Source organism: Streptosporangium oxazolinicum (assembly GCF_039537505.1).
Taxonomy (GTDB): domain Bacteria; phylum Actinomycetota; class Actinomycetes; order Streptosporangiales; family Streptosporangiaceae; genus Streptosporangium; species Streptosporangium oxazolinicum.
Map to the genome: position 1 here is coordinate 342,475 of NZ_BAABAQ010000009.1, position 25,775 is coordinate 368,249.

Annotated in this window: 24 protein-coding genes; 15 read left to right on the top strand and 9 right to left on the bottom strand. The window is 68.3% G+C overall.

Annotated features, from left to right (window positions below):
• Positions 1-19: 19 nt before the first annotated feature.
• The 3 genes from ABD817_RS24455 to ABD817_RS24465 all read right to left on the bottom strand — a co-directional run bounded on the left by ABD817_RS24455 (position 20) and on the right by ABD817_RS24465 (position 4,835).
• On the bottom strand, positions 20-2,770 hold the full coding sequence (locus tag ABD817_RS24455; protein ID WP_344920446.1) for a glycosyl hydrolase family 95 catalytic domain-containing protein: 2,751 nt from the start codon (positions 2,768-2,770) through the stop codon (positions 20-22).
• A gap of 359 nt (positions 2,771-3,129) precedes the next feature.
• On the bottom strand, positions 3,130-3,912 hold the full coding sequence (locus ABD817_RS24460) for an SAM-dependent methyltransferase (protein ID WP_344920447.1): 783 nt from the start codon (positions 3,910-3,912) through the stop codon (positions 3,130-3,132).
• Between the two features lie 161 nt (positions 3,913-4,073).
• Positions 4,074-4,835 carry a Mut7-C RNAse domain-containing protein gene (locus ABD817_RS24465; RefSeq protein WP_344920448.1) on the bottom strand — a complete coding sequence of 254 codons (762 nt, stop codon included), beginning with the start codon at positions 4,833-4,835 and terminating at the stop codon, positions 4,074-4,076.
• 649 nt (positions 4,836-5,484) lie between these two features.
• Here ABD817_RS24465 and ABD817_RS24470 point away from each other — a divergent pair.
• From ABD817_RS24470 to ABD817_RS24495, 6 genes are all read left to right on the top strand, one after another.
• Positions 5,485-6,000, top strand: a complete 516-nt coding sequence (locus ABD817_RS24470) for a DUF6879 family protein (RefSeq protein ID WP_344920449.1) — start codon at positions 5,485-5,487, stop codon at positions 5,998-6,000.
• A gap of 4 nt (positions 6,001-6,004) precedes the next feature.
• Complete coding sequence (locus ABD817_RS24475) at positions 6,005-6,859, top strand: Scr1 family TA system antitoxin-like transcriptional regulator (protein WP_344920450.1); 855 nt, start codon at positions 6,005-6,007, stop codon at positions 6,857-6,859.
• Positions 6,860-7,046: 187 nt separating this feature from the next.
• On the top strand, positions 7,047-7,283 hold the full coding sequence (locus tag ABD817_RS24480) for a hypothetical protein (protein WP_344920451.1): 237 nt from the start codon (positions 7,047-7,049) through the stop codon (positions 7,281-7,283).
• Positions 7,280-7,465, top strand: a complete 186-nt coding sequence (locus ABD817_RS24485; RefSeq protein ID WP_344920452.1) for a hypothetical protein — start codon at positions 7,280-7,282, stop codon at positions 7,463-7,465. Before ABD817_RS24480 ends, ABD817_RS24485 begins: the two co-directional genes overlap by 4 nt.
• Entirely contained in the window at positions 7,462-8,091 is a 630-nt protein-coding gene (locus ABD817_RS24490) for a hypothetical protein (protein WP_344920453.1), read from the top strand. The genes ABD817_RS24485 and ABD817_RS24490 overlap by 4 nt, the downstream gene beginning before the upstream one ends.
• Positions 8,092-8,216: 125 nt before the next feature.
• On the top strand, positions 8,217-8,435 hold the full coding sequence (locus ABD817_RS24495; protein WP_344920454.1) for a DUF397 domain-containing protein: 219 nt from the start codon (positions 8,217-8,219) through the stop codon (positions 8,433-8,435).
• A 762-nt stretch (positions 8,436-9,197) separates the two neighbouring features.
• Here the strand turns inward: ABD817_RS24495 and ABD817_RS24500 are convergent.
• On the bottom strand, positions 9,198-9,698 hold the full coding sequence (locus ABD817_RS24500; RefSeq protein ID WP_344920455.1) for an ATP-binding protein: 501 nt from the start codon (positions 9,696-9,698) through the stop codon (positions 9,198-9,200).
• A gap of 354 nt (positions 9,699-10,052) precedes the next feature.
• Between ABD817_RS24500 and ABD817_RS24505 the strand changes: the two genes are divergently transcribed.
• From ABD817_RS24505 to ABD817_RS24525, 5 genes are all read left to right on the top strand, one after another.
• Positions 10,053-10,910, top strand: coding sequence for a helix-turn-helix domain-containing protein (locus tag ABD817_RS24505; RefSeq protein ID WP_344920456.1), 858 nt, complete (start codon positions 10,053-10,055; stop codon positions 10,908-10,910).
• Complete coding sequence (locus tag ABD817_RS24510) at positions 10,907-11,143, top strand: DUF397 domain-containing protein (protein WP_344920457.1); 237 nt, start codon at positions 10,907-10,909, stop codon at positions 11,141-11,143. The genes ABD817_RS24505 and ABD817_RS24510 overlap by 4 nt, the downstream gene beginning before the upstream one ends.
• 16 nt (positions 11,144-11,159) lie before the next feature.
• Positions 11,160-11,591 (top strand): DUF397 domain-containing protein, encoded by a 432-nt coding sequence (locus ABD817_RS24515; RefSeq protein ID WP_344920458.1) that lies wholly within the window; start codon positions 11,160-11,162, stop codon positions 11,589-11,591.
• An 88-nt stretch (positions 11,592-11,679) separates the two neighbouring features.
• Positions 11,680-12,060: a hypothetical protein gene (locus ABD817_RS24520; protein ID WP_344920459.1), complete on the top strand. Its 381-nt coding sequence runs from the start codon at positions 11,680-11,682 to the stop codon at positions 12,058-12,060.
• A gap of 195 nt (positions 12,061-12,255) precedes the next feature.
• Positions 12,256-12,672, top strand: a complete 417-nt coding sequence (locus ABD817_RS24525; RefSeq protein WP_344920460.1) for an SgcJ/EcaC family oxidoreductase — start codon at positions 12,256-12,258, stop codon at positions 12,670-12,672.
• A gap of 109 nt (positions 12,673-12,781) precedes the next feature.
• Here ABD817_RS24525 and ABD817_RS24530 read toward each other — a convergent pair whose 3' ends face one another.
• The gene (locus ABD817_RS24530) at positions 12,782-15,139 is read right to left on the bottom strand and encodes an ATP-binding cassette domain-containing protein (RefSeq protein WP_344920486.1); all 2,358 of its coding nucleotides are present in this window, start codon (positions 15,137-15,139) and stop codon (positions 12,782-12,784) included.
• 76 nt (positions 15,140-15,215) lie between these two features.
• Here ABD817_RS24530 and ABD817_RS24535 point away from each other — a divergent pair, with 76 nt between their 5' ends.
• The 3 genes from ABD817_RS24535 to ABD817_RS24545 all read left to right on the top strand — a co-directional run bounded on the left by ABD817_RS24535 (position 15,216) and on the right by ABD817_RS24545 (position 17,253).
• Positions 15,216-16,007, top strand: a complete 792-nt coding sequence (locus ABD817_RS24535) for a TetR/AcrR family transcriptional regulator (RefSeq protein ID WP_344920461.1) — start codon at positions 15,216-15,218, stop codon at positions 16,005-16,007.
• A gap of 94 nt (positions 16,008-16,101) precedes the next feature.
• Entirely contained in the window at positions 16,102-16,965 is an 864-nt protein-coding gene (locus ABD817_RS24540) for a helix-turn-helix transcriptional regulator (protein WP_344920462.1), read from the top strand.
• A 96-nt stretch (positions 16,966-17,061) separates the two neighbouring features.
• Complete coding sequence (locus ABD817_RS24545; RefSeq protein WP_344920463.1) at positions 17,062-17,253, top strand: DUF6203 family protein; 192 nt, start codon at positions 17,062-17,064, stop codon at positions 17,251-17,253.
• Positions 17,254-17,424: 171 nt separating this feature from the next.
• Here the strand turns inward: ABD817_RS24545 and ABD817_RS24550 are convergent, their stop codons facing one another.
• Positions 17,425-18,192 (bottom strand): HalD/BesD family halogenase, encoded by a 768-nt coding sequence (locus tag ABD817_RS24550; RefSeq protein WP_344920464.1) that lies wholly within the window; start codon positions 18,190-18,192, stop codon positions 17,425-17,427.
• A gap of 174 nt (positions 18,193-18,366) precedes the next feature.
• Here ABD817_RS24550 and ABD817_RS24555 point away from each other — a divergent pair, with 174 nt between their 5' ends.
• On the top strand, positions 18,367-20,304 hold the full coding sequence (locus tag ABD817_RS24555; RefSeq protein ID WP_344920465.1) for a B12-binding domain-containing radical SAM protein: 1,938 nt from the start codon (positions 18,367-18,369) through the stop codon (positions 20,302-20,304).
• A 150-nt stretch (positions 20,305-20,454) separates the two neighbouring features.
• Here the strand turns inward: ABD817_RS24555 and ABD817_RS24560 are convergent, their stop codons facing one another.
• From ABD817_RS24560 to ABD817_RS24570, 3 genes are read right to left on the bottom strand one after another with little or no spacing between them, the layout of a single operon-like run.
• Positions 20,455-23,673 carry a non-ribosomal peptide synthetase gene (locus ABD817_RS24560; RefSeq protein ID WP_344920466.1) on the bottom strand — a complete coding sequence of 1,073 codons (3,219 nt, stop codon included), beginning with the start codon at positions 23,671-23,673 and terminating at the stop codon, positions 20,455-20,457.
• Positions 23,674-23,685: 12 nt separating this feature from the next.
• Complete coding sequence (locus tag ABD817_RS24565; protein WP_344920467.1) at positions 23,686-24,918, bottom strand: cytochrome P450; 1,233 nt, start codon at positions 24,916-24,918, stop codon at positions 23,686-23,688.
• The gene (locus ABD817_RS24570; RefSeq protein ID WP_344920468.1) at positions 24,915-25,724 is read right to left on the bottom strand and encodes an FkbM family methyltransferase; all 810 of its coding nucleotides are present in this window, start codon (positions 25,722-25,724) and stop codon (positions 24,915-24,917) included. Before ABD817_RS24570 ends, ABD817_RS24565 begins: the two co-directional genes overlap by 4 nt.
• Positions 25,725-25,775: the final 51 nt, after the last annotated feature.

A 25,775-nucleotide genomic window follows, 5' to 3' on the forward strand; every position in this document is an offset into this window, starting at 1 on the left:
GCCCTCCCTCATCCGGGTGTCACCGGGCGGGCGTGAAGGTGTAGGTCGCGCCCTTCTCGGCCACGACGCGCAGCGTCGCCTTCCCCGCGCCGACGTTGCTCACCGTCCCGTTGTCGCCCGAGACGTCGACCTTCGTCCCCGTCCACGGGTTCTTGATCTCGAACTTGCCGCCCTGCTCGCTCTTCACGGTGATGTACTCCACCGCGTCACCGGTGCGCTTGGCACTGACGACCAGGCCGCCCTTCTCCCGAAGGTCGTGGAACGCGCCGCTCTTGCCCGCGGGCCAGACCGGGAAGACCTGGACCAGGCCGTTCCAGCTCTGGAGCAGCATGTTGTTCAGGGCTTCGATCGCGCCGGCCTTCTCCAGGCCGTGGTAGCCGTCGGCGATCCGCAGGTTCGCCACCGACCTGTTGACGATCTGCTGCTTGAGACGGTCGATGATCGTCTGGGCGGGGTAGCCGACCCGGGCGGCCTGGGTGTAGACCTTCGGGAAGCTGTTGTCCTGCCCCCACGCGTTCATCGCGGTGATGGTGTCGATCGCGGTCTGCCGCTCGACCTCGGGCGAGCCGATGCCGATCTGGTCACCCGGGTGGATGAACTCCAGGTTGACGGTGTTGTCACCGGGGCGGATGGCCGGGAGGCCGACCAGGGTGCCGGGCTCGCCCAGGGCGTACACCGTCTTGCCGTTGTGGACGGTGGTGGGCGCCGGTGGGAGGTTGCGCAGGATCTTGCCCCACGTCCAGCGCCGGTCGGCGTCGAGGCCGAGGCGGGTGCTCGCCTCCTCCAGCGTGGTGAGCAGGTGCTTCAGGATGCCCAGGTCGGCGCTGGAGTTCTTGCCCCAGGTGCCCTCGTGGGGGCCGCCCATGGAGAAGTACTGACCGGTGGCCTCGTCGCGCTCCAGCCAGTTCTCGAAGAAGGCGGCGACCTCCTTCATGAACGGGTAGCCGGTCCGGCGCAGCCACTCCTCGTCCTGGGTGTACTCCCAGTACGACAGGTACTGCGTCACCGCGAACAGCGAGTTCACCACCTGCTGGTGGTAGATGTCGCCGACGGTCGAGCCGAACGGCCCGATACCCACCGGGAACAGCACGCCGGAGGGCATGCCGCCGGACGGGAAACGGCGGTCGACATAGTCGGCCTTGACGTCACGCAGGTCGGTCCTGGCCCGCTCGCGAGCCCGCGGCAGGTAGTCGGTCACCAGGTCGAAGTACGGCAGCGCCAGCTCCGGCCGGTTGCTGCTGTAGACGCCGTAGTAGTTGGCCTGCCAGTTGTAGTTCATGTGCATGTCGCCGCCCCACAGGGGGTAGTCCGACGTGGCCCAGATGCCGTACAGGCCGGAGGCGGTCTTGCCCTCGCGCAGCGAGGAGCCCAGGAAGTACAACGAGCTGTAGTAGAACCTCTCCAGCACGTCGTCGTCGAGGTCGACGTACGAGCGCAGCCAGTACTCCTTCCACCAGTCCAGGTGCTCGGCGTAGAGCGCGTCGACCGAGGAGGCGGTCTGGGCGGCGGCCAGGTCGATCGCGGCGGGGCCGGGGTCGGGGGTGTTCGCGCCGCCGCCGGTGACGGCGGTCACGATGTCGACGGTCTCGCCGGGAGCCAGCTCGAAGGTGGTCCGGCCGCCCGAGGGGGCGCCGATCCGGGTGCCGCCGATGACGCGGGTCGCCAGCGAGGCGCGGGAGACCCAGGCGCCGCCGGAGGGAGTCGACCGGGTGGCCCACTGGGTGTCGCCGGACACGCCGGTGGCGACGGGCATGTTCCGGCCGCCCTGGGCGCCGACGGCGGTCTGCGCGCGCAGCCGGACCGGCGCGGTGCCCCGTGAGGTGATCGAGGTGACCACCAGGTTGCTGTCGGCGCCCATGAAGGTCCTCATGGTCACCGGGGTGCCGTTGATCACCATCGAGGTGTCGACGTCACCCTTGACGATGTCCTGCTCTTCGAGGAAGGGACCGGTCGGGGCGGTGGGGCCCTCGACGTCGTAGAGCTCGAACTGCCCGATGCGGGCACGTGGGTTGTTGATCGAGTCGGGGGTGGTGCCCTGTGTCGGCTCGGTCAGGTTCAGGCGCAGGTAGCGGGCGGTCACCTCCGGGAAGGTGCGGTCGGTCGTCGCGAGGGTGTTGTTCGCGACGGTGTCGATCGTGGTCCACGCGGTGCCGTCGGTGCTGGCCTCAAGGGTCCAGTTCTTGCTGGTGTTGGCCGTCTCGCCGGGGCGGGCCGCGGCGTCGTGGCGCAGGATGTAACGCCGGAAGGTCTTCGCGGAGCCCAGGTCGAGCCGGAGCCACTGCGGCTTGCCGACCTCGGAGACCCAGCCCTCGTAACCGGCCGCCCAGGCGCCGCCGACCGCGCGACCGGCCGGGAAGGCCGGGTGGTTGCTGGAGGAGGTGGCGGCGGCACCGAGCGCCAGGTTGGAGGCGGTGACGGTGGTGTCGGGCGTGATCGTCACGGAGCCGAGGGCGACCAGCGAGGGGCTGGGCGCGGCGGTCCAGAAGTCGCCCTTGGAGATGTGGAAGGTCTTGTAGCCGTCGCCGCCGCCGGAGGTCACACCGACGTCGCCGTTTCCGAGGAGGGCCGTGTCGGGCATGGTGCTGTTGACCGAGCCGGAGTGGCTCTGGTTGGTCCAGCGACCCTTGACCGGGCCGACGAGCGACTGGATCTCGTTCCACCGCTCCTCGGTGGTCGGGGCCGCGGCCGTGGCGGGGAGCGCCGTGACCAGCGAGCCGGTGAGCGCCGTCGCCATGACGGCGGCCGCCAGGACGCCTCGCGTGTTTCTCATGGGGGGTGCCTTTCTGCCCCTGCCTGAGCAGGCGAAATACCTCTCCCGGCCTGGCTGGACCGTTCGAGATAACGTTATCTCGAAGGGTAGGGTGTTACCGATGGATTTCTGAAGGCGGATCCCTGTTACAGGTTCATCACGCACTTCGGCCGCGTGCCACGCGGGGGAATCCCGGGGCCACGCCGAGAGCGCCGGTGGCGCCCGGTCGCCGGGAGCCACGAGCCGGACCGGGACGCGGTGTCCCAGCACCCGGCAGGGGGAGGGCCGCCCGGTTCCGGGGTTGGGTCCGGACGCGCCGACGACCTCCGCGCCCGTCGTCCGCCCGGCTCCGGCCTGGAGGATCCCTCGGAACCGATCCTCTAGGGTTTGCGCGCGACGCCTCCGGCGCAGGCCACCTCGGGGGCGTCACCCCAGGGGGCGGGCTCCGGCCGCCACCGCTGCACCGGTACGACGCCGGGCTCCAGCAACGTCAGGCCGTCGAAGTAGCGGGTGATCAGCTCCGGGCTGCGCGGTGTGTAGGGGACCACGCCGCCTCTCGCGTTGTGGCGGCGCATCGCCTCGACGTACGCGGGGTCGGTGTCGACGCCGTCGTAGAGCGCCAGGTAGCTGCCCGAGGGCAGGTCCCGCATCAACCGGCGCACGATCGAGAGCGCCTCGTCGTGGTCGTCGATCAGGCCCATGATGCCCATCAGCATGAGCGCGGTGGGCCGGCCGAGGTCCAGCGTCTTCGCCGCCGCCCGCAGGATGTGCTCGGGGTCGCGTACGTCCGACTCGATGTAGTCGGTGGCGCCCTCGGGCGTGCTGGTGAGCAGCGCCCGAGCGTGCACCAGCACCAGGGGGTCGTTGTCCACGTAGACGATGCGCGAGTCGGGCGCCACCCGCTGGGCGACCTCGTGGGTGTTGTCGACGGTCGGCAGCCCGGTGCCGATGTCCAGGAACTGGCGGATGCCCGCCTCACCGGCCAGGTGACGCACCACGCGGGCGAGCATGTACCGGGAGTGGCGGGCGACGTCGACCATGCCGGGGAAGACGGCGGACACCCTCTCGCCCGCCTCGCGGTCGACGGCGAAGTTGTCCTTCCCGCCCAGCAGGTAGTTCCAGATGCGAGCCGAGTGCGGCACCTGGGCGTTGATCCGTGCCATCCCGGGACTCCCCGCGCCCGCTGACGGATCGGATGACGGGTTCGAGACGGTCGGCTCATCGGCCATGGGGGGATCTCCTGCCTTAGATGTCTTTGCAGGGAGATTACGTCCGTACACCGCCTCCCGCGCCCGGCGTGCTCCCGGTACGAGACCGGCCTGCCTCAGCGGGGACCTCCGCCGACCTGTGACTCCGGGCGGACCATGCGCAGGGCCGACCGTACGATCTCCTCCAGGTGCTCGCTGTGCGCGCCGCGCCAGTAGATCTGGCCGCATTCCGAGCATCGGCCGTACACGTCGTAGGAACGCCTGGTCCCGGCCTCCAGCAGGCGGTCTACCTCGGTCTTGTCGACCGGGGCCAGCTCCCCGTTGCAGGCCGTGCAGCGGGTCCACGGCCGCAGGGGTGGCGCGAACCGCTCCAGCAGGTCGCGGAGCTGGTCGTCCGCCTTGCTTCCCCGTACGTAGGCGCCGAGCCAGAGCGCCCGGCGGCACAGCAGGCCGTGGTCCTGGGTGAGCAGGACGCGATGTTCCCTGTTCGCCTCGACGACCAGCGAGGGATCGTCCATGTCGTTGTGGTACGTCGCGTCCACGCCCAGCAGCCGGAGCCGCCGCGCCAGGGTGCCCAGATGGACGTCGAGCAGGAACCGGGGCGCGTGCCACCCCGGTTCGAGGGGCACCGGCTGGGGGCGGGGCACGGCGTGGACGTGGACCACGTCACCGGCGACGGGCTGGTAGGACCTGCCGACCTCCACACCCTCGACGGTGAGCGGCCCCACCTCGGGCAGTGGAACGCCGAGCGACTCCACGACATGGCCCAGCGTCGACGTTCCGTCGGGCACCACCCGCTGCCACTCGCGCCGCCGCCGCGCGGGCAGGAACAGCAGCAACTCGGTGGCGATGCGCAGGTGGACATCGGATTCGCTCACACCGCCAGCATGCCATTCGCGGCAGGCACCCCGAAACGCGTTAAACGACGGCTCAGGGGGACGCCCGGACGCGGGGGTCGGGGCGGTGTCGAGCCCTTGTCCGCACGACTGGGGTGGGGTATCTCACGAGGAGAGGGACACCGGAAACCGGCGGTGGGCGTTGAAATTCGATGTCGTTCCTTTACCGATACCCTCGGTAGGTACACGATGCCTGAACTGGTCAGATTTCCGACCAAAGCCCCAACTTTTGGCCTCTCTGGATGATGTCCGTCGTTCCGGGGTGTTGTCAGCGCCGGTGCTGACGTTGTGCTGACCCGCGATGGCTGCGATTCCTGCGAACCGCTTGACTGCCGAGACTGTCGTGGGTTCGGATGGTGGCCATCCAACAAGTCGGGAGCGCGCAACATGGGGAAACTTCACGGCGATGACGATCTAGCGGTTACCTTCTACTGCAAGGACCCCAACTCAAACTTCCAGAACGACTGTGCGACGTTCTATCGGACGAACCGAGGATCATGGGTAGTGCAGGGTGACAGCATGGCGCCTGAGGTGGCCCCGAAGCTGACGGCTCTTGCCGACCACGAGACCTATCTAGAGATCCCCGACGCGCTCGCCAACAGATTCGCGCGTATGTACGTAAGGGAGCGGTATGGAGTCGATCTCCCCGAAGGACCGTAGCGCGCTGATCGCTGACTTCAGCCGTGAGGCCCTGCACCTGGAGATGCGGGACAACTACGAGGGTGACAGGCCGTGGTTCGACCGCTGGCGCGCAGGGGATCAGGAAGGCGTCAAGGCCGACATGCGGCCATGGTGCGATCAGGTCCGGGACGGAGTCGCCAGAGGGAAGACGTACCGGCGTCTGTGTGTCGTCTCCGAACCGCTCTCGGAATATCAGCGCTGGTGTCACGAGATGAACGACCTCAAGGTCAAGGCCGGGGAAGACCTGCGTTGGGTGCCTCGGCGACTCGTGTCCGCCGTAGCTCTACCCGGTAACGACTTCTGGTTGTTCGACTCCGAGATCGTGACGTTCGGCCTCTTCGACGGCAACGACATGCGAACGGACATCCTGCTTTCCCGAGACCCGGACGTCGTCCGGTTCTGCCTGGACACCTTCGCAAGACTTTGGGATCTGTCGATCCCGCACCACGAGTACCCACTGTCATAGTCGAGTGCCCGAGCAACAAGGAGAAGCCAAGAAGGCGTTCGGTGTCCGGCTCCGGAACCTACGCCTTGACGCGAGGCTGAGTGGTCGCCAGCTCTCAGCGGTAACAGGCATGCGACCGTCCAAGGTCTCCCGTATCGAGCACGCTCGACAGAACCCCACAGAGGACGACATCAGGACATGGTGTCGGGCGTGCTCTGCGGAGAACCAAATACCCGAGTTGATCGCCGCCCATCGGCAGATCGACGAGATGTGGCAGGAGCACCGGCAACAGCTACGCCAAGGGCTCAAGAACCTTTCTGCGAAGAACAAGCCACTGTATGAGCGAACGAGGCTGATGCGCGTTTACACGTCGCTCAACATCCCCGGCTTCCTGCAGAAGCCGATGTACGTCCGTGCCGTGGTAGAGGCGGTAACGCAGTTTCACGCGCTTCCGGACGACGTAGACGAAGCGGTCCAGGCCCGGCTGGGCCGTCTCCAAGTCCTGACCTCGGGGCCGGGTCAGTTCGCTTTCGCAGTCGAGGCGTCAGCGCTGTACGTAGCCCTCGGAGACCAGGCCACGATGGAGGAACAGTTCGATTTTCTTATCGCGGCAACGCGGATGAATCACGTGTCCCTAGGCATCATCCCGCTGGGGACGACCCGTAACCGGGTCTGGGCGGGCGAGAACTTCTACATCTTCGATGAGCACACCGTGCGTAGCGACCAGTGGACCGGGACGTACGAGACGAGCAGGCCGATTGAGATTGCCACCTTCCTAAGGATCTTCAACCTGCTGCGTGAGCAGGCCGTCTACGGCGACGCCGCCCGAGCTGAGATCGAGGCGGCTCGGAGGTATCTGCAATCTCGGGAAACTTTCTAGCCCCGGTTCTGACTGGACTCCTACCGTCTGGGTTATGGCATCCGGACAGACAGTGACAGAGGCCCGTGCCGGAGGGCAAGAGGGCGACGAGAGGGCGAGCCTCGCTGAGCAAGGGCTCCCCGAGGGGTTGAGTAACCTCGCACGGCTGGTCAGAGCCCAGGGGATACGTACGTCGATCATTCACTGTGTGGGGCTTCGCCTCTACGGTGATCGCCCCGACCCGTTCCCGCGAAGTGACCGCTTCGAGCTGGTCGCGCATAGTCGTGGTGGCTGGGAAATCGCGACGGTGACCATGGGGGACCGCTCCGGTTGCTTCATGGTCTCGCTTCCCACGGTCGCGGTCGGTTGCCAGCAGGTCAACGCCGACCAGCCGCACGCGGTCGTGGACCTGATCCTCGCCGCACTCCCGAAGGAGACGGCGTGAGGCTGGAGATACCGGAGTCCGACGTCACGGAAAACCCGGACGGCACCCCTGAGGCACGGCGCGAAGGCAACTCTGTGAGTGCCCCTGCCGACGTGAGCGGAACGACAGTCCGAGAGCTTGAGCTGGAGTGCCCGGCCGCGCGGGTGCTGTGGTCCCTCGAACCGGACGGGGAGACGCGATGACCGGTGCCGCGCCGAGGGCGCTTCGTGTCCCCTACGTCATCGCGCACGCCGACGAGGGCGCGCCGCAACGCCTGCGGTTCGCCCGGCGTCCGTTTGGTGGGTTGCGGCTCGCCTACGACAACCCTCGCCGCAGCGACCTGGTCCGCGGAGTGCTTCGTGCCCGCGTCCTGAACAACCGCCAGGGGGCGCCGCAGTGGCGCAAGCTCAACACGCTGCGCCAGTGGCGATGCATGGAGAGAAACCTGTGCCAGGTCTGCGGTCTGGACGCGACGGACCCGATAACCGGACGCATCCCGTGGATCACCACCGCCACGGCTTTCCGCGCCATCCCCGATGTTTCGAACAGCGGCTACACCAGCGCACCCGCCACCTGCCTGGCGTGCATCCCCGAATCCCTTGGCATGTGCCCTCAACTCCACGTGTCGTCAGCCGTGTACACCGTGGCCCGCAGTGAGCCCGCCGCCGTCCTGGCGGACATGTTCAGCCCCGGCCCCGGCGGGCGGGCCGTTCACACCGGAGAGCACAACGTCCTGGTCGGCCTGAACGAACCGGCCCTGCTGCGCAGCGCGCTCGCCACCCAATTGATTGTCCGCATCGAGGACATGCGGCCCCTGAAAGTGACGTGAGTTCTTCCCTCTACTTCCCGGAGGGTCAGATGTCTTCCCCGGAGCGGCCTCACACCCGTGGCCCGTCCCCCTGACCCTCCGGGAATCCAAGGTTGCTTCATCGTCATGAAGGGAGGTGTACATAAATGGACATTTATACCGTGGATATGACCGGGGTCTCATTCCGCCGTCTCTGCGGGGGTAATCAGCAGGAGGAGAACCAGGAAAGCTGTGTGGAAATAGCGGATGTTCCGGGACAGCCGGGAATGTTCGCGCTGCGAGACAGCAAGAACCCCGCAGCGGGCATGCTGCGGTTCACGCACGAAGAGCTGGTCGGCTTCGCCGCCGGTGTGGGTACGCTGTGAAACCAGAAAAGGCCCCCGCGTGTCTCCACGCGGGGGCTGTTGTCCTTAGTGAGGATGATATGTCGGGGCATTACCATTCTTACCAGTGGATCGGCCAGGCTGCTTCCCTCGACAAAGCGGACGGGGTGCGCAGGCCACCGCTCCCGCCGACGCCTATGGACGAGTTCCGCAATTCTCCGCTGCCGCCCTTTCGCATGTGTGATTGGCTTCTCAAGCCGTCAACCCACATCAAGGTAACCGGGGATCTCGAAACGGCGCTCACCTGGCTGGAAGAACAATGGCACCAGCTTGAGCCCTCTTTCGCCCACCCAGACCGAGAAAAGCGTTTGGGAGGCAGTGAAGGGCGGCTCCAGGACGCTCAGGCCGCGCTGATGTGTTGCGGAAGCATGGCATGGGGGCATTGGCTGAGGGCAGAGCGTTTCGGCCTCACGGCCGTGGTCGGCTGTCCCGACGTTCACGCTCCTCATTATCGGTGCCCGGTCGGCGGGTGAGCCGGTACGTCACCGAGTTCACGTACGCCGGTCGAGAGATGACATATCCGTGAAGCCATAGAGGCCAGTGCCTCGGCGGGGTGGTCAGGAGAACCGTCGCCTTCCGGCGTGGCGGGGATGGGGAGGCCGGCGTCCCGGACGGGGGGATCGGGTCCGTGGACGCCGGCCTCTGTGTACGGTCCACGCTCGGCACGGGGGAGTCGTGGGCGTGGACCGGCTCCGGGGTCGGTGGGATTGGGGGCAATCCCGTCTGCCCGGAGGTCTGGGGAGGTTAGGGCTGCTGGGACCGGGTGGGGAGGTCGAACCAGACGGCGGTGCCGAGTTGGCCGGTGCCGCACAGGCGGGTCCATTGGGTGCCGCAGCGTCCGTGGGTGAGTTCGGTGACGATGCGCAGGCCCCGGCCGCCGAGTTCGAGGTCGTCGATGCGCTGAGGGATGGGTGGGGGGCGGTGCAGGAGGTGGTCGATGAGGGTGGTTCCGGCTCCGGCGTCGACGACCTCGGCGCGGACGGGTAGGCCGTGGTCGTGCAGGAGGCGGAGTTCGTAGGGGCCGGGGGCGTAGCGGGTGGCGTTGGTGACCAGCTCGGAGACCACGATCTCCAACTCGTCGAGCACGTCTGGGTCCAGCGGGAGCTTGGCCAGCTGGTCGCGGAACAGTTCCCGGGCGCGACGGGCCGCGCTGCCGGGAGGCAGACACCAGGCGATCATCCGGAAGCGGGCATGAGGTCTGCCGTACTCGCCGGAGTCCGGGACGGGAACGCGCTCGATGAGCATCGTCGCTCCTAACGGGTGGGACTGGGGGCAGTCCTGCGATCAGGTCGGCAGATGCTCTGCGGGCTCGCTCGGGTTTCGCCCCGGTGGGAAAGCGTGAGGTCAAGGGGGTAGCGGGACCGGCGGTGTGCAGGGCGTCCGATGGCGGCGGACGAACAGCGCCGACGGTCATGCCTATCTGTGACGTCGTGAACACGTACCGCTGTCACGCCTTGATGATGCAGCGCAAGCCACCCTCTAGGCAAGTCATTCCTAGAAGAAAGTCTTTCCTCAAGAAGAGATAGCGCTTTCTCAAGCCATCCCGGGCACTACGCTCCCCACGGGGCAGCATGAGGAAGCACGAGGAAGGAGGTGGCCATGCCCGTCGAACCCACCCCGCGACGCCGACGCCTGGGTGCGGAACTCAGGCGCATCCGCGAGGCCCTCGGCTGGACCCAGGAGGAAGCGGCAGGCCACCTCGGGTACCAGTCCCTCTCGACGGTCAGCAAGATCGAGAACGGGCTGCAAGGGCTCAGGATCCAGCAGCTTCCACACTTCTTCGAGGTCTTCGGCATCACCGACACCGTCCTGCGGGAAGAACTCCGCGACCTCGTACGCCGGGCCGGTGAAGCCGACTGGTGGCAGCGCTACGAAGGCGTGGTCGACGACCCGCTCGGCGACTACCTCTCCCAGGTCGAGAACGCCAATGCCCTGTTCGTCTTCAACCCTCTCGCCGTCCACGGACTGCTCCAGACACCCGAGTATGCCCGTGCGGTGACCGAGGGCAGCCGCGTCTGGAAGACCCCCGAAGAGATCGACCACTTCGTAGCGCTTCGCCTGGAACATCAGCGCACCATGCTGGAACGCCGACTCCCGCTGAAGATCTGGACTGTGCTTCCCGAAGGAGTGTTGCACCAGGAAGTCGGTGGACGTGCCTGTATGCGCGCCCAGATCGAGCACCTGATACACCTCGCTCGCACCAACCCCGCCGTCACGATCCAGGTCCTGCCGTTCTCCGCCGGAGCCCACGCGGGAATGGACGGCCCGTTTATGTTCATGTCGTTTTCCACCGGTCGCGACCTCGTGTGCATCGAGTCCCTGCGCGCCTCCCTGCACTTGAACGAACCCGAAGTCGTCGAGCTCTACCGCACCACCAGCGACCTGCTGAAGTCCGACGCCTTGTCACCGAAGGCGTCGATACCGCTTCTCGCTGCGATCGCCAAGGACCTCTCATGAACAAGAACACCCTCGATCCCGACTGGGTGAAAACCCAACTCCGCGACGCCCGCTGGCACACCAGCAGCCTCAGCAGCGGCGGCAGCAACTGCGTCCAAATCGCCTTCCTGGAACGGGGCATCGTGGCCCTGCGCGACTCCAAGAATCCCGAGAAGGCTCCGCACCTGTTCACCGACGCCGAATACGACGCCTTCACCGGCGGCATCGAACGCGGCGAACTCCGACGTCCCTGAGGAGAAAGGCGATTCAATGATCGACGAGCAGGGTTGGATCACCAGCAGCTACAGCGGCAGCGGCCAGCAGTGTGTCCAGATGAGACCGGCTCCGTCCGGGGTCGCCGTCCGTGACTCCAAGAACCCGGACGGCCCCAGGCTGCTCTGTAGCTCCGACGCCTGGAGATCCTTGGTGGCCGAAGCGCGAAATGGCTCCTACGACCTGCCCACGCACTTCCTCGAAACACCGTCCCACCTGCCCAAACCGGCAGTCGCGGACCTCGGGCTGGGCGCCGCCGAGTGGCTGCCCACTCTCAATCCGGGCGACATCCACCTGTCGATCGCTTTCGTTGACGACCACGTGGCGATGCGTCTCCTCCCCACAGTGGAGACGCTCGTGTTCACTCCCGGCGAGTGGAACGCCTGGCTCTCCGGAGCCAAGGACGGCGAATTCGACCACCTCGCCTAAGCTGCCCGGCATCGGGGGAGGGTGTCTGGTTTGCGCGGGCGGTCGGTAACTCACGGGAATCCGGGCTTCCAGTCGACGGACATTACGGATGAACGTTGGAGACGAGGTCGAGGAGGTTTTCATGAACACGCGCCGTAGCGCGTGCCCAACGTCGTCCCTTCCGTGTTCGGCGGCTCTGGCGGTGATCTTCGTGGTTCTTCTCGGTGCGTGTACGCCCCGAGACGATGAACAGTTTCATATCTCCAACTACACTGCGGAGACGGTGACGGTCAAACACAGAGTCGGCGGCGGTTCTTTCGCTACCCTCGCGCCGAAAGAGGGGGTGAGCAGGGGCCTTACCGAGGATATGTGTCGAGAACTTGAGCCCAAGGAAAGCGGCTGGCTGGTCGCCACCGGCACCGAAAGCGGAAAGACCTACACGTACGGTCCGCTCTTGTGTAACGGAAGGACCTGGACAATCGGAAAGTGAACGACGCGGTGACCGAGGCCGCTCGGGGCCGGTGGGGTCGAACGCATTCCCGGCCCGGCCGTCCGCCTGCCCCTGCTTCTCGCGAGCGACACCGCGACCTCGGCGGCGCTGCGCGCCCTCGAAGCCCTCTCCTGACGCCTGTTCCCGTTCGAACCCGTTGACCTCAAGTTAAGTCAAGGTTCTACCGTGATCCGCATGAGCACAACGAATTTCGCCGACCAGGTGAACCAGGCCGATATGGAAGCGATCAGGCAGGTGGTCGCCACGGTCGAACACGCCCAGAACAACGAACTCCCCGACGAGTTCCTCGCCCTGTTCCGGGCCGACGCGATCTGGACGACGGGCGGCGGCAAACGTCTCTTCGGCCGTGAGGCGATCTCCACGTTCACCCACCAGGTGCTTCCCGGCGGGATGCGGGACTTGACGGTCACGTTCGAGATCGAACACGTGCTGCTCATCCGTCCCGACGTCGCCGCCGTGAAGGTGCGTCAGGTCTACCGCAAGCCCGACGGGACGGAGGAGGTGGGCACGCCGCTGTTCGTCATGGCGAAGGAGGACGGGCGGTGGCGCCTGACCGCCTGCCAGAACACCATCGTGCCCGGCGACGACTGACCGCGTCCGGCGCCGCGACCCGCCCCCGGCGACGACCCGCGCACCGGGCCGCCGCCGGTCGTCGCCGGGCCGCCACCGGGTCGCCGACACTCCCGCGACCCCCGTCGGCTCACACCGCCCCGTTCTTCCCCAGGTAGGCGCGCAGGTGCCGGGCGGTGAGGGAGTCCCCTCCGGAGACGAGGTCGGCGGGGGTGCCGGTGAAGACGATCCGGCCGCCGTCGTGTCCGGCTCCCGGGCCGAGGTCGATAATCCAGTCGGCGTGGGCCATCACGGCCTGGTGGTGTTCGATGACGACGACCGTGTTGCCGTCGTCGACGAGCCGGTCCAGCAGGGCGAGCAGCTGGTCGACGTCCGCCAGGTGCAGGCCGGTGGTCGGCTCGTCGAGCACGTACGTCGTGGCCTTCTCCGCCATCCGGATGGCCAGCTTGAGCCGCTGCCGCTCGCCGCCGGACAGGGTGGTGAGCGGCTGGCCCAGGCCGAGGTAGCCCAGGCCCACGTCGGCGAGCCGGTCGAGGACGGCCCGCGCCGCGCCGAAGCTCACCTTCGGGGCCGCGCCGGAAGAACCCGTACCGGGAGAGAAGAAGTCGCGGGCCTCGGCCACCGACATGCCCAGCACCTCGCTGATGTCCTTGCCGCGCAGCTTGTGGGTGAGCACCTCGGGCGTGAACCGCCTGCCCTCGCACTGCTCGCACACCGACGCCACCCCGGCCATCATGGCGAGGTCGGTGTAGACGAGGCCGATGCCCTTGCAGTTGGGGCAGGCCCCCTCGGAGTTCGCGCTGAACAGGGCCGCCCTGACGCCGTTGGCCTTGGCGAAGGCGGTGCGGATCGGGTCGAGCAGGCCGGTGTAGGTGGCCGGGTTGCTGCGGCGGGACCCGCGGATCGCGGTCTGGTCGACCACGGCGACGCCCTCCCTGCGGGGGAGCGAGCCGTGGATCAGCGAGCTCTTGCCGGACCCGGCGACGCCGGTGACCACGGTGAGCACGCCCAGCGGGATGTCGACGCTCACGTCCTTGAGGTTGTGCAGGGTGGCGCCCGTGATCGACAGCTGCCCGAGAGGCCGCCGTACCTTCTCGCGCAGCCGGGCGCGGTGGTCCAGGTGGCGGCCGGTGAGGGTGTCGGAGGCCCGGAGCCCGGCCACGTCACCGGTGAAGCACACCCGCCCGCCGGACGAGCCCGCCCCCGGGCCCAGGTCCACCACGTGGTCGGCGATCTCGATCGTCTCCGGCTTGTGCTCGACGACCAGGACCGTGTTGCCCTTGTCGCGCAGGCGCAGCAGCAGGTTGTTCATCCGCTCGATGTCGTGCGGGTGCAGTCCCACGGTCGGCTCGTCGAAGACGTAGGTGACGTCGGTGAGGCTGGAGCCGAGGTGGCGGACCATCTTCACCCGCTGCGCCTCGCCCCCGGACAGCGTGGACGACTCGCGGTCCAGGCTCAGGTAGCCCAGGCCGATCTCGACCAGCGACTCCAGCGTGTTGCGCAGGGTGGCGACCAGCGGTCCCACCGACGCGTCCTCGACGCCCCGGACGAACTCGGCCAGGTCGCTGATCTGCATGGCCGCGCAGTCGGCGATGTTGCGGCCGTCGATCTTCGAGGCGAGCGCGGCGGAGTTGAGACGGCTGCCGCCGCACGCGCGGCAGGTCGTGAACGTCACGGCCCGGTCCACGAACGCCCGGATGTGGGGCTGCATCGACTCCCGGTCCTTGGCGAGATAGAGCCGCCGTACCTTGACCAGGAGCCCCTCGTAGGTGGTGTTCATCGTGCCGATTTTGATTTTGGTGGCGGGTTTGTGCAGGAAGTCCTCCCACTGGGCCGGGGTGTAGTCCCTCAACTTGACGTCGGGGTCGTAGAGCCCGGAATGGGCCAGACCCTGCCAGTACCACGAGTCCACGGTGAAGTTGGGGGCGGTGATCGCGCCCTCGTTGAGCGAGCGGTCGACGTCGACGAGCTGGGAGACGTCCACGTCCGACACCCGGCCGAGCCCCTCGCATTCGGGGCACATGCCCTCGGCGCTGTTGAAGCTGAACGCGGTCGAGGTGCCGACGTGGGGGGTGCCGATCCGGCTGAAGACGATCCGCAGCATCGTCTGCGCGTCGGTCGCCGTGCCGACCGTGGAGCGGGAGTTGGCGCCCATCCGCTCCTGGTCGACGACGATCGCCGCGCTCAGGTTGCGCAGGGCGTCGACGTCGGGGCGGCCGAGGTCGGGCATGAACGACTGGATGAAGGCCGTGTAGGTCTCGTTGATCAGGCGCTGCGACTCCGCCGCGACGGTGCCGAAGACGAGGGAGGACTTCCCCGACCCGGAGACCCCGGTGAAGACGGTGAGCCGCCGCTTGGGAATGTCCAGCGAGATGTCGGCCAGGTTGTTCTCCCTGGCGCCGCGAACCTCGATCACGTCGTGGCTGTCCGCGGCGGCCCGGCCGTGTCGCGGGCCGTGATCGGCGGCCGGTGGGGCGGATGGGAACACGAACCTTCTCACTTGATATCCTTAGGGTGTAAAGAGTTGGCTCGGCCAAGTTAGTTTATGCCGTAAGGAGTGGCAAGTGGTCGTCTTCGCCGGACAGGGCGACGCGCGCCGTTCGATGGCGCTGCTGTGGCGTACCACCAGGTCGAAGGAGACGCGTCCCGGGCCCAAGCCCGGCCTGAGCGTGGACCTGATCGTGGACACGGCCGTCGCGATCGCCGACGAGGAGGGGATGGCCGCGCTCTCCATGCGCGCGGTGGGCGAGCGGCTCGGCCGCACGGCGATGGCCCTCTACACCTACGTCCCCAGCAAGAGCGAACTGGTCGACCTGATGTACGACCGGGCCCTCGCCGAGTTGTCCACCCACCACAACCTGGAGGCGGGCTGGCGGGCGGCCGTGACCTCCTGGGCGGGGGAGGCCTGGGAGTTCTACGTACGGCATCCGTGGGTGCTGCAGGTGTCACAGGCGCGGCCGGTGCTGGGTCCGAACGAGTACGTCATGATCGAGGAGGCGACGCGGATCCTCCGCGAGACCGGCCTGGGGGCCGGGGTGCTGCGGCACGTCGTCGGGACGCTGTTCTGTTTCGTGCGCGGCGCGGCGCAGACGGTCGCGGAGTCGCGGCAGGCCCCGGTGGTGACCGGGGTGTCCGACGAGGAGTGGTGGTACGCCCGCTCGGCCCTGCTGGCGGAGGTCGCGCCCGACTTCCGCGAGCGGTTCCCCACGCTGACCTGGCTCGACGACGAGGGTGCCTACCGCTCCCAGGACGAGACCGTGCCCTACCTGGAACAGGAGGGAAGGGACACCTTCACCACCGGGCTCGCCATCCTCCTGGACGGGATCGAGGCGACCGTGGGCAGGACCGGAGCCTGACTCCGGCGTCGCGAGGCCGCTCTGGAAGGCGAGGGGCTCCTCGGCGGAGCGTTCCGTCCGAACCAATCGGACAATTCCGACATATAGTGCTCAAATGGACAACGGTAGACGCAACCTGCTCGGCGAGTTCCTTCGCGCCCGGCGCGAGGCCACCAGTCCAGCACAGGTGGGCTTCCTGCACGCCCCCTCCTGCCGCACCCCCGGGCTGCGGCGCGAGGAGGTCGCCATGCTCGCCGGAGTCAGCGCCTCGTACTACATCCGGCTGGAGCAGGGACGCGAACGCAATCCCTCCGCCCAGGTGCTGGGTGCCCTGGCGCGGGTGCTGTGCCTGGAACCCGACACCGCCGCCCACCTCTACTCGCTCGCCCACCCCGGGGTCCGCCCCCGGGCCGAGATCGGTGCCGTGGACCGGGTCAGCCCCAGCCTGCTGCGGCTCATGCGCCTGTGCCCCGACACCCCCGCGATGGTGATCGGCCGCCGCCTGGACGTGCTCGCCGTCAATCCGATGATCGAGGCCCTGTACGAGGGCGTGACCCACTTCGACAACTGCCTGCGCATGATCTACCTCAACCCGCGAGCGGCTGATTTCTACCCCGACTGGGAGAAGACCGCCCGATCCAAGACGGCGCAGCTGCGCTCCGCCGTGGCGGCCGACCCCGACGACCCGTACCTGCACGGGCTGGTGGAGGAGCTCACCGTCCACAGCGAGGAGTTCCGCCACATCTGGGCCCGCCACGAGGTGCACACGTGCGGCGACGAGGCCAAGGAGGTGCGCCACCCGACGCTGGGAGACCTCACCCTTTCCTGGGAGGTGCTCTCCGCCAGCGGCACCGGCCAGAGATTCGTCGTCTTCACGGCCGAGCCGGAGAGCGACTCCGACCGGGCACTGCGGGAACTGGCGGCCACGGTCGCCCAGCGGGCCGTGACGGAGACCGTACGGCCTCCGGCACGGTTGTAGCGTCTGGTCGCGACAGGACGTCCGGACCCGTCCCGGACGGAACACCTTCGCGGACGCTGAGGGCCTAATCGAACCGCCGCTGGGCAGGGGCTTCTCATGAAAAGGTTCTTCAAGGTCGTGGTGGCACGCTGGCTGGCCCGTACGCCGTTCGGTCTGGCGATCCTGGGGGCGGGCTGGTTCCTGGGCCGGCGGCGCAGGCGGCGCGAGCAGGAGCAGGCCGGGCGAGGCGGACGGAAGTACGTGACGCGGGGAAGCGGGCGCCCGCCCCGCTCGGGCCGGCGGCGCTGAACCTCCGGCCCCGCACGGCCGGCGGCCTCACCCCGGCTCGCGCCCGCTGCAACGAGGGAGGCGGGAACGACGAGACGGCCCGGTCGGTTGACCGGGCCGTCTCGTCGTTCCCGTGTTCCCCGGGCCGCTCCGGACCTCCCAGGTGTCCCGGAACCGGCCGGGGCCGGTGGCTCAGCTGAACATCGCCTCCATGGTCTCGTGCGACTGCTCCTTCTTGGCGTCGGACTCGCTGCCCCAGCAGGTGTTGAGGATGATCCGGGTGCGGTCCTCGGAGAGCGGGACCGTACGGTGCAGCGTCGTGTCGGAGCGCAGGAAGTAGATGTCGCCGGTCTCATGGGCGTAGGTGCTGATCTGCTGCTTGATGAGGTGGTCGTGGACCCGGGGGTCGTCCTTCACCCAGTTGGTGTGGGGGACGCACTGCAGCATGCCGCCGTACTCGCTGCTCGGCGCCTCCATGATCCAGATGAGGGTGAAGCTGAAGTCGCCCCAGTGCCAGCCGTGGGTGTCGCCCTGCTTCTCCTGGCGGATGATGACGTACTTCTCCTCGTCCCAGGGGCAGTTGACGACCGGCTCGTTGGCCAGCCGGCCGAGGAAGCCCTTGAGGGCGGCGGAGTCGTAGAGCTCGGGGATCAGGGTGCTGTCCTGTGCGATGGACTGCTGGCTGACCGTGCTCATCTTCCTCGGGGAGTTGCTGGTCTCCTTGAGGTTGATGTCGATCCGGCGCGCGTGCAGGTCGAGCAGCCGGTTCACCTCGTCCGAGACGAGGTTCTTCACCTCGCCGGAGACCACGTCCCGCAGCTTGACGTAGCCGTTCCTGCGGAAATCATGCGACAATTTGCGGATTTCCCAGGGGTCCTGAAAGGTCTTTTCGAGATGCTCCGCGATCCGGTCGTCGAGTGAGAGCGTCCCGAGGCCGGTCTCGTAGTTGGGAGTCGGCATGCGGTTTCTCCTCCGTGGTTATCGAGTCCGTGGTTATCGAGGTTTCCAGAACCGTAACACGCGGGTGCCGACCGCAAATGGCGTGCGTTGTTCGTCCCGTCCCCCTGTGAAACCATGAGCGGATTCCAACCGATCGGCTTCAGCAATTACTCAGACTACGCAGGGACGAGCGTCATGAACACCAAAGTCACATTCGTCGAGCTGTCTGCATTCGAGGCCATCCTGCCCCTCGCCTCCGGTTACATGCAGGCTTACGCGCAGCACGATCCGGAGGTGGGACCACGATGTGAGTTCGAGATCTACTCCGCTCCGGTGTCCGCCGACCGGGAGGAAGTGATCGCCGAACTCCTCGGCAAACGCAGCGACGTGTACGCCATCAGCTGTTACATCTGGAACATCGGATTCGCCCGCGCCGTGCTGGACGCGCTGCACGAGCGGCTCCCCCAGGCCCAGTTCATCCTCGGCGGCCCGCAGGTCATGCTGCACGCCGACGAGTACGTCGCCCCCGAGAGGGAGAACGTCGTCGTCTGCAACGGCGAGGGCGAGAAGACGATGGTGCAGTACCTGCGCCAGATCATCAGCGACGCGCCCGACTTCGCCGAGGTCCACGGGGTCAGCTTCTGGCGCTCGGGTGAGCTCGTCACCACCGAGGCCGCCGAGCGGGTGCGTGACCTCATGGAGGTGCCCTCGCCCTTCACCTCCGGCGTCTTCGAGGAGGGCAAGTACACCACCGCCATCCTGGAGACCAACCGCGGATGCCCGTTCAGCTGCGGTTTCTGCTTCTGGGGCGCGGCGACCAACGACAAGGTGCACAAGTTCGAGGACCAGCGGGTCCGCGACGACATCACCTGGATCAGCAAGAACAACTTCGTGTCGATCTTCATCGCCGACGCCAACTGGGGCATGGCCCCGCGCGACGTGGAGCTCACCCGCCACCTGGTGGAGTGCAGCGAGGAGAACGGTTACCCGGTGATGGTCTCGATGGCCGCGGCCAAGAACAAGCCCGACCGGATGGCCGAGATCACCGAGATCCTCGTACAGGGCGGCCTGCTGACCAGCCAGCCCATCTCCCTGCAGTCGATGAGCTCCAGGACCCTTGAGCTGGTCGACCGCTCGAACATCAAGCCCGCGACCTACACCGAGCTGCAGAGGACGCTCAGGGAGAAGCGCATCAGCTCCTACATCGAGCTGATCTGGCCGCTTCCCGGGGAAACCCTGGACTCGTACAAGGAAGGGGTCGCGAAATTGTGCCGCCTGCGGGCCGACACGCTGATCGTCTATCCGCAGCTCCTTCTTCACAACACCTCGATATACGCCAAGCGCGACCTTCTCGGCGTGCAGGTCGAACGCGTTCCCAGTGATGTCACGGAGGCCGATGTCGTAGTCGGCACCAACTGGGTCAGCCGCGAGGAGTGCGAACGCGGCACATGGTTCTACTACGCGGTCCACTCGCTCTACAACCTGCGCGGCCTGTATTACCTCGCCAATTACCTGGACAGGTCCGGAACCAGGAAGTTCGAGGACTTCTTCACCGATGCCGCGACGTATTTCGAGAGCCGCACGGACACCGAGGTCGCGGCTTTCTTCCGCGATTCGGTGGAGAAACTCTGGAACTACGACTTCCATAATTTCGGGATGGTCGCGCACATCGTCCTGCACTCGCACCGCGAGGAGTTCGACGGGCTGCTCGTCGACTTCGCCCGCGGCCAGTCCTGGTGGGAGGACCCCCGGGCGCGGGCCGCGTTCGAGCTCGACCTGCTGGCCCGGCCCTACATCTACCTGGCCAAGCCGAAGCCGCCCCGCTACGACTTCGCCGAGCTGGGCGTCGAGTCGCGCGCCGGGGCGCGCGGGAAGACGACCTCGGTCGTGGACATGCCCGCCGACCTGGCCGCCCTCCTCATCGACCTCGACGTGACCGGCCTGGAGGCCGGTCAGGAGCACCTGACCCGTCTGGAGCTCGACCACCCGCGCGGGCGCAAGCTGCCGTTCATGCCGGAGCGCAGCCTGGAGCACAACGCCTCCTACTGCCAGGGCATGGTGCTGCGGCTGCGGGAGTATCTCCCCACCTGGCGGCCGGAGTCCGAGACCGCCGCGCTGCCCGGCCGGCGCTGAGCCGCTTTCCGGACCGCACGCCGGACCGCCCGCAGGGCACCGGGGCCGCGCGTGACGAGGGCCCGTGAGGATGATCCTCACGGGCCCTCGTCGTGCCGGGTCATGCCGGGCATCCCGCCGGGCGGGATGCCCCGCCCGCCGGTCCCCCGCTCAGACCTTCGCCCCGGCCTTGGCTTCGGCCTTGGCGAGAGCGCCGTCCACCGCCTCGGCGAAGTCGGCGAGCACCGGGTTCTCGAACAGCACCCGGATCGGCACGTTCACCGCGAACCTCTCCCGCACGTGGGTGATCACCTGCGCGGCCACCAGGGAGTGACCGCCGATCTCCAGGAAGTCGTCCTCGCGGGCGATCCGCCTGAGCTTCAGCACCTCGGCCCAGATCGCGGCGATCGTCTGCTCCGTCGGGGTCTGCGGCGCGTCGAAGTCGTCGTCGCCGTCCTCGCCGCCGTCCAGACCGGGCTCGGGCAGCGCCTGGCGGTCCACCTTGCCCGAGGAGGTCAGCGGCATCGCGTCCAGCGTCACGTACGAGGAGGGCAGCATGTACGCGGGCAGCGAGCCCTGAAGGAACCGGTGCAGCTCGCCGGTGAGGCCGCTGCGGTCGGCGATGATCCTGGAGGCGTCGTCGAGCACGACGTAGGCCACGAGCCGGTCGTCGCGCACGCTGACCACCGCCTCGCGCACCCCCGGATAGCGGGTGATCGCGGCCTCGATCTCGGCGAGCTCCACCCGGAAACCACGGATCTTCACCTGGTGGTCCACCCGGCCCACGTACTGCAGCCGGCCGTCGGGCAGGTAGCGGACCAGGTCGCCGGTCCGGTACAGCCGCGCGCCGGGAGGGCCGTACGGGTCGGGCATGAACGACTGCGCGGTCAGCGCGGGCTTGCCCCGGTAGCCGTGGGCCAGGCCGGTACCGCCGACGTACAGCTCGCCGGGCACGCCCGCGGGGAGCGGGTTGAGCCAGCGGTCCATCACGTAGGTCCTGAAGTTGGCCAGCGGCCGGCCGATCGGCGGCGCGTACGCGGCGGCGGGATCACAGGTCCCCATCGTGGCGCACACGGTCGTCTCCGTCGGCCCGTAGGCGTTGACGAAGGTACGGCCGGGACCCCAGGTCCGCACCAGCCCGGTCGGGCACTGCTCGCCCGCGACGACCATGAGCCTGACCGTGCCCAGCTCGTCGCCCCTGAGCGTGCTGAGGAACGTCGGCGGGAACGTGGCCGCGGTCACCCCCTGGTCGCTGATGGCCTTCGCCGTCTCCTGCGGGGTCATCGCCGACGGGTCCAGCACGCACAGCGCCGACCCGTTCAGCAGCGCCATCGTGATCTCCCAGATCGACGCGTCGAAGCTGAGCGAGGCGAACAGCGCCACCCGGTCGTCGGGCGTCAGGGAGAACTCCCGCGACAGGGCCGAGGCGAGGTTGCCGACGCCGCGGTGCGGCACCTCCACGCCCTTGGGCCGCCCGGTCGAGCCCGAGGTGTAGATGAGGTAGGCGGGGGCGTCGGGCGCGGGCGTCACGCCGGGGCTGGTGCCCGGCTCCTCCGCCTCGATCGCGCGCCACCCGGCGTCCAGCTCGATCGTGCGCACCCGGTCGTCACGCACCCGGCCGGAGTGCTCGGCCACGGTGAGGACGAGCCGGGTCCCGCTGTCGTCGAGGATGTAGCCCAGCCGGTCGGGCGGCAGCGCCGGATCCAGCGGCAGGTAGACGCCACCGGACTTGACGATGCCGAGGAAGGCGACGAGCGCCTCGGCCGAGCGGCCGGTCATCGAGCCGACGACGTGGCCGGGCCGCACCCCCTCGCGGACCAGCCGGTGGGCCACCCGGTTGGCGCGCTCGTCCAGCTCCCCGTAGGTCAGCCGCCGCTCACCGGCGAGCACCGCGAGCGCGTCCGGCGCGGCGGCGGCGCGCGCCTCGAACAGGGCGCCGACACCGGCCTCCTCGTCGAAGGGGGCCTCGGTGCGGTTCCACTCCTCGACCACCAGCCGCAGCTGCTCGGCGTCCAGCAGGGACAGCGACGAGACGGGCCGCCCGGGGTCGCGTACGGCCTCGGACAACAGGGTGACGTACTGCTCGGCCCTGGTCCGGGCGCCCGGCGCGTCGAACAGGTCGAGCCCGTAGCGCAGCTCCCCGTCGAGCGAGCCCGGCACCAGGACCAGCGCCAGGTCCGAGGCGAGCGGGAAACGGCCCGCCACCAGCTCGGAGGTCCGCACGCCGGGCAGCCGCAGCGCGTCCCAGGCCGGGGTCACCTGGTCGAACTCCGCCTGGTAGAGCGGCTGCACGCCGCTGGAGGCGTCCAGCCCCAGCTCCTCGGCCAGCCGGTGCGCCGGGTAGGAGCCGTGCGCCGCCGCCCCGTCCAGCGCGTCGCGCACCCGGGCGACGACGGTGGCGAACGAGGGATCGTCCTCGCAGCCGATCCGGATCGGGAACGCGGGGGCGCGCCCGTCGCCCGGCACGGGTACGCCGACCACGACCTCGTCCTGGCCCGACCAGCGGCACAGCGCGATCGCCCACGCGGCCAGCGTGACGGCCCGGGTGTCGGTACCGGTCTCCGGGGTCGCCTCGGCCTGGCCCGACCAGCGGGACAGCGCCATCGTCTGAGCCGTCCGGGCCGCCTGGGCGGCGGTCCCGGTGCCCGCCTCGCGGGCGACGGTCTCGACCAGCGCGGCCGTCTCCGGCGGCACGGTGAAGGTCACCCGGGCACCCGCGAAGCCGGGTACGGCGGGCCGGCCTCGGTCGGCGGGCAGGTCCAGGGCGGGGGGCGTGCCGTCGAGCCGGTCACGCCAGTAGGCGAGGTCGGCGGCCTCCCCGCCGGTGCCGTTCGCGGCGTGGCCGTTGGACGAGGCCGCGGGGGAGTGGTGGCCGTTCGGAGACGCGTTCGGAGACGCGGTGGCGCGCGGGGTGCCCGACGCGTCCTCGTACGCCCGGGAGATCTCCTCCGCGAGGCCCGCCAGGACGCGCTCGTCGGCCACGAGCCGGTGCGCCGTCACGACGAGCGCGTGGTCGTCGTCGGCCATCCGGGCCAGGGCGATCCGGACCGGCGGGCCGGTCTCCAGGTCGAGGCCCCGGTTGGCCTGTTCGGAGACGAGCCGGGCCAGCGCCTCCTCGCGGCGGCTCGCGTCGTGCCTGCCCAGTTCCACCGGATCCGGGACGGTGACGGGCCGTGGCTCCGCGCCGGAGCCGCCGGGCGACGCCGGCCGCAGGTCCTCGCGCGCCTCCAGCACGCGTTCCAGCGCGGCGGTCAGGGCTTTCTCGTCCACGGGCCCGCGCAACCGCGCCGCGAGCGTGATCTGGTCGGTGTGGTCCCCTGCGGGTTTTGCCCGGTAGGACCTCCAGCCGCTCTCCTGGATCGGCGACAGCGGAGTCTTACTGTCCGGCATGGGGTGCTCCAATCAGTGCCCGGCGTGGTCGAGTTCTAGGTGGACGGGGACGCGGTCGACGCCCCACATGAGGTTCGAGCGCAGCCGCTTGACCGGCCCGGTGAGCTCCATGCGGGCCACCCGGCCGGTCAGTTCCTCCAGCAGCACGCGCAGCTCGAACCTGGCCAGCGCCGCGCCGATGCACAGGTGCTTGCCGAGGCCGAACGTGAGGTGCCGGTTGGGGGTGCGCCCGACGTCGAAGCGGCGCGCGTCGGGGAAGGCGTCCTCGTCGCGGTTGACGGCCGGGTGCCACACGCTGACCCGCTCACCGGCCCGGATGGTCTGATCTCCGATCCTCGTGTCGCGCAGCGCGGTGCGCATGACGTTGAGGCTGGGGGCGGTCCAGCGCAGCACCTCCTCCACGGCGGTCGGGATGAGCGAGGGGTCCTCGCGCAGCCGCCTCCACTCATCGGGGTTCTCCACCAGGGCGATGACGGCCCCCGCCGAGGCGTGCCGGGTCGTCTCGTTGCCGCCGGTGATGAGGCCGTTGATGTTGAGCAGGATCTCCTCGTCGGTGAGGGGCGTCCCGTCGATCTGCCCCCGGATCAGCACGCTGATCACGTCGTCGCCGAGGTTGTCGCGCCGCTCGGCCAGCAGGTCGGCGTAGTAGGCGAAGATGTTGGCGTTCGCCTCGGCCTTCTCGGCGTCGGAGATGACGTCGTCGGAGGTGGCGGAGCCGAACGCGGTGCGCGTCCACTGGATCATCAGGTCCCAGTCGGCGCGGGGCACGCCCAGCAGCTCGCAGATGACCGACAGCGGGAGCCTGCCCGCCACCGTGTCGACGAAGTCGAAGGAGTCCTTCTGGGCGTTCTCCTCCAGCATCCCGCCCACCGTCTCGCGCATCGCGCCCTCCAGGCGGCGTACCACCCGGGGGGTGAGCGCGGGGTTCATCACGTCGCGCAGCTGGCTGTGGCGGCCGTCGGTGACGATGAGCATCTTGCCCGCGGCGGCGCGGGCGGCGGACTCGGTCTGCCCGACCTGCATGCCCCGCTCGGAGGTGAAATTCGTCTTGTCGAGATAGACGGCGACGCCGTCCGCGTATTTGGTGAAAGCCCAGAAGCTCGGCCCGTCCGACCTCTTGTTCCAGAACATCGGCCGGTGCTCCTGCAGGTAATGCAGGACGCCGAGGCCGGAGTCGGGGGCCGTGTAGATGTCCGGATCCGCCAGATCCAGATCGTTCAGATTCACGGTCGTGTCCACTGTCATGGGGAATTCCTCCGTGCGTACACGTCGAAGATGTCCGTGTCCTTCAGCAGGGGGTCCTGGCCGATGTCGACCTGGAATCCACGACCGGTGAGATCGTCGCGCACGGACGCGAGCCTGCCGTCGATGTCGTGGACCTGCATGACGATTTGATCGATCGCCTCCCAGTCGCCGGGAGCGATTCCGTCCAGGACATCGCATTCGGCTTTCTCGACGTTGATTTTCAACAGTCCAATGCGGTCCACGCCCTCGGCGGCCATCACCTCGGAGATCGTCCGAACCTGGCACTCCTGCTTCTCCGTGACGTGCCTGCCCTCGGCCATGTCGGCGACGTCCTCGGGGGCGAAACCGCTGTTGGCCAGGAACGTCCTGGTCACCTCGGCGTCGTGGCCGACGTCGGTGTACATCCCCGACATCGCGGTGGTCTCCGGGTAGACGGTGAGAACCGCCGTGCCCGGGGTGTGGGAGAGCGCGCAGTCGAACGCCTTGGCGTTCAGGCCGTGGGCGGACAGATTCGCGCACAACGCGTCGTAAAGCGGCCTGGCGGGCTCGAAGGCGAGAATACGCGTGCCCGGACATTCCCAATGAAACGCCAGGGCGGCGATTCCGATGTTAGCCCCCACGTCGAACACCGTCATTCCCGGCTCAAGGCGCACGTCATGCCTGAAGTAGCTTCTGTCGCCCACGATACTGCGATACTGCAGGCTGGTCTCGGCGGGATTGAGCTGGAATACCACATGACCGTCGGGGAGTGTCATCTGACGTACTCGCTGATTGTTTTCCAGTGTGCCTCTCCGGTGATTTCGCATATCATCACCCTTAACAAAAACCTTATTACAGTCAACCAGAGGTGAAACCCG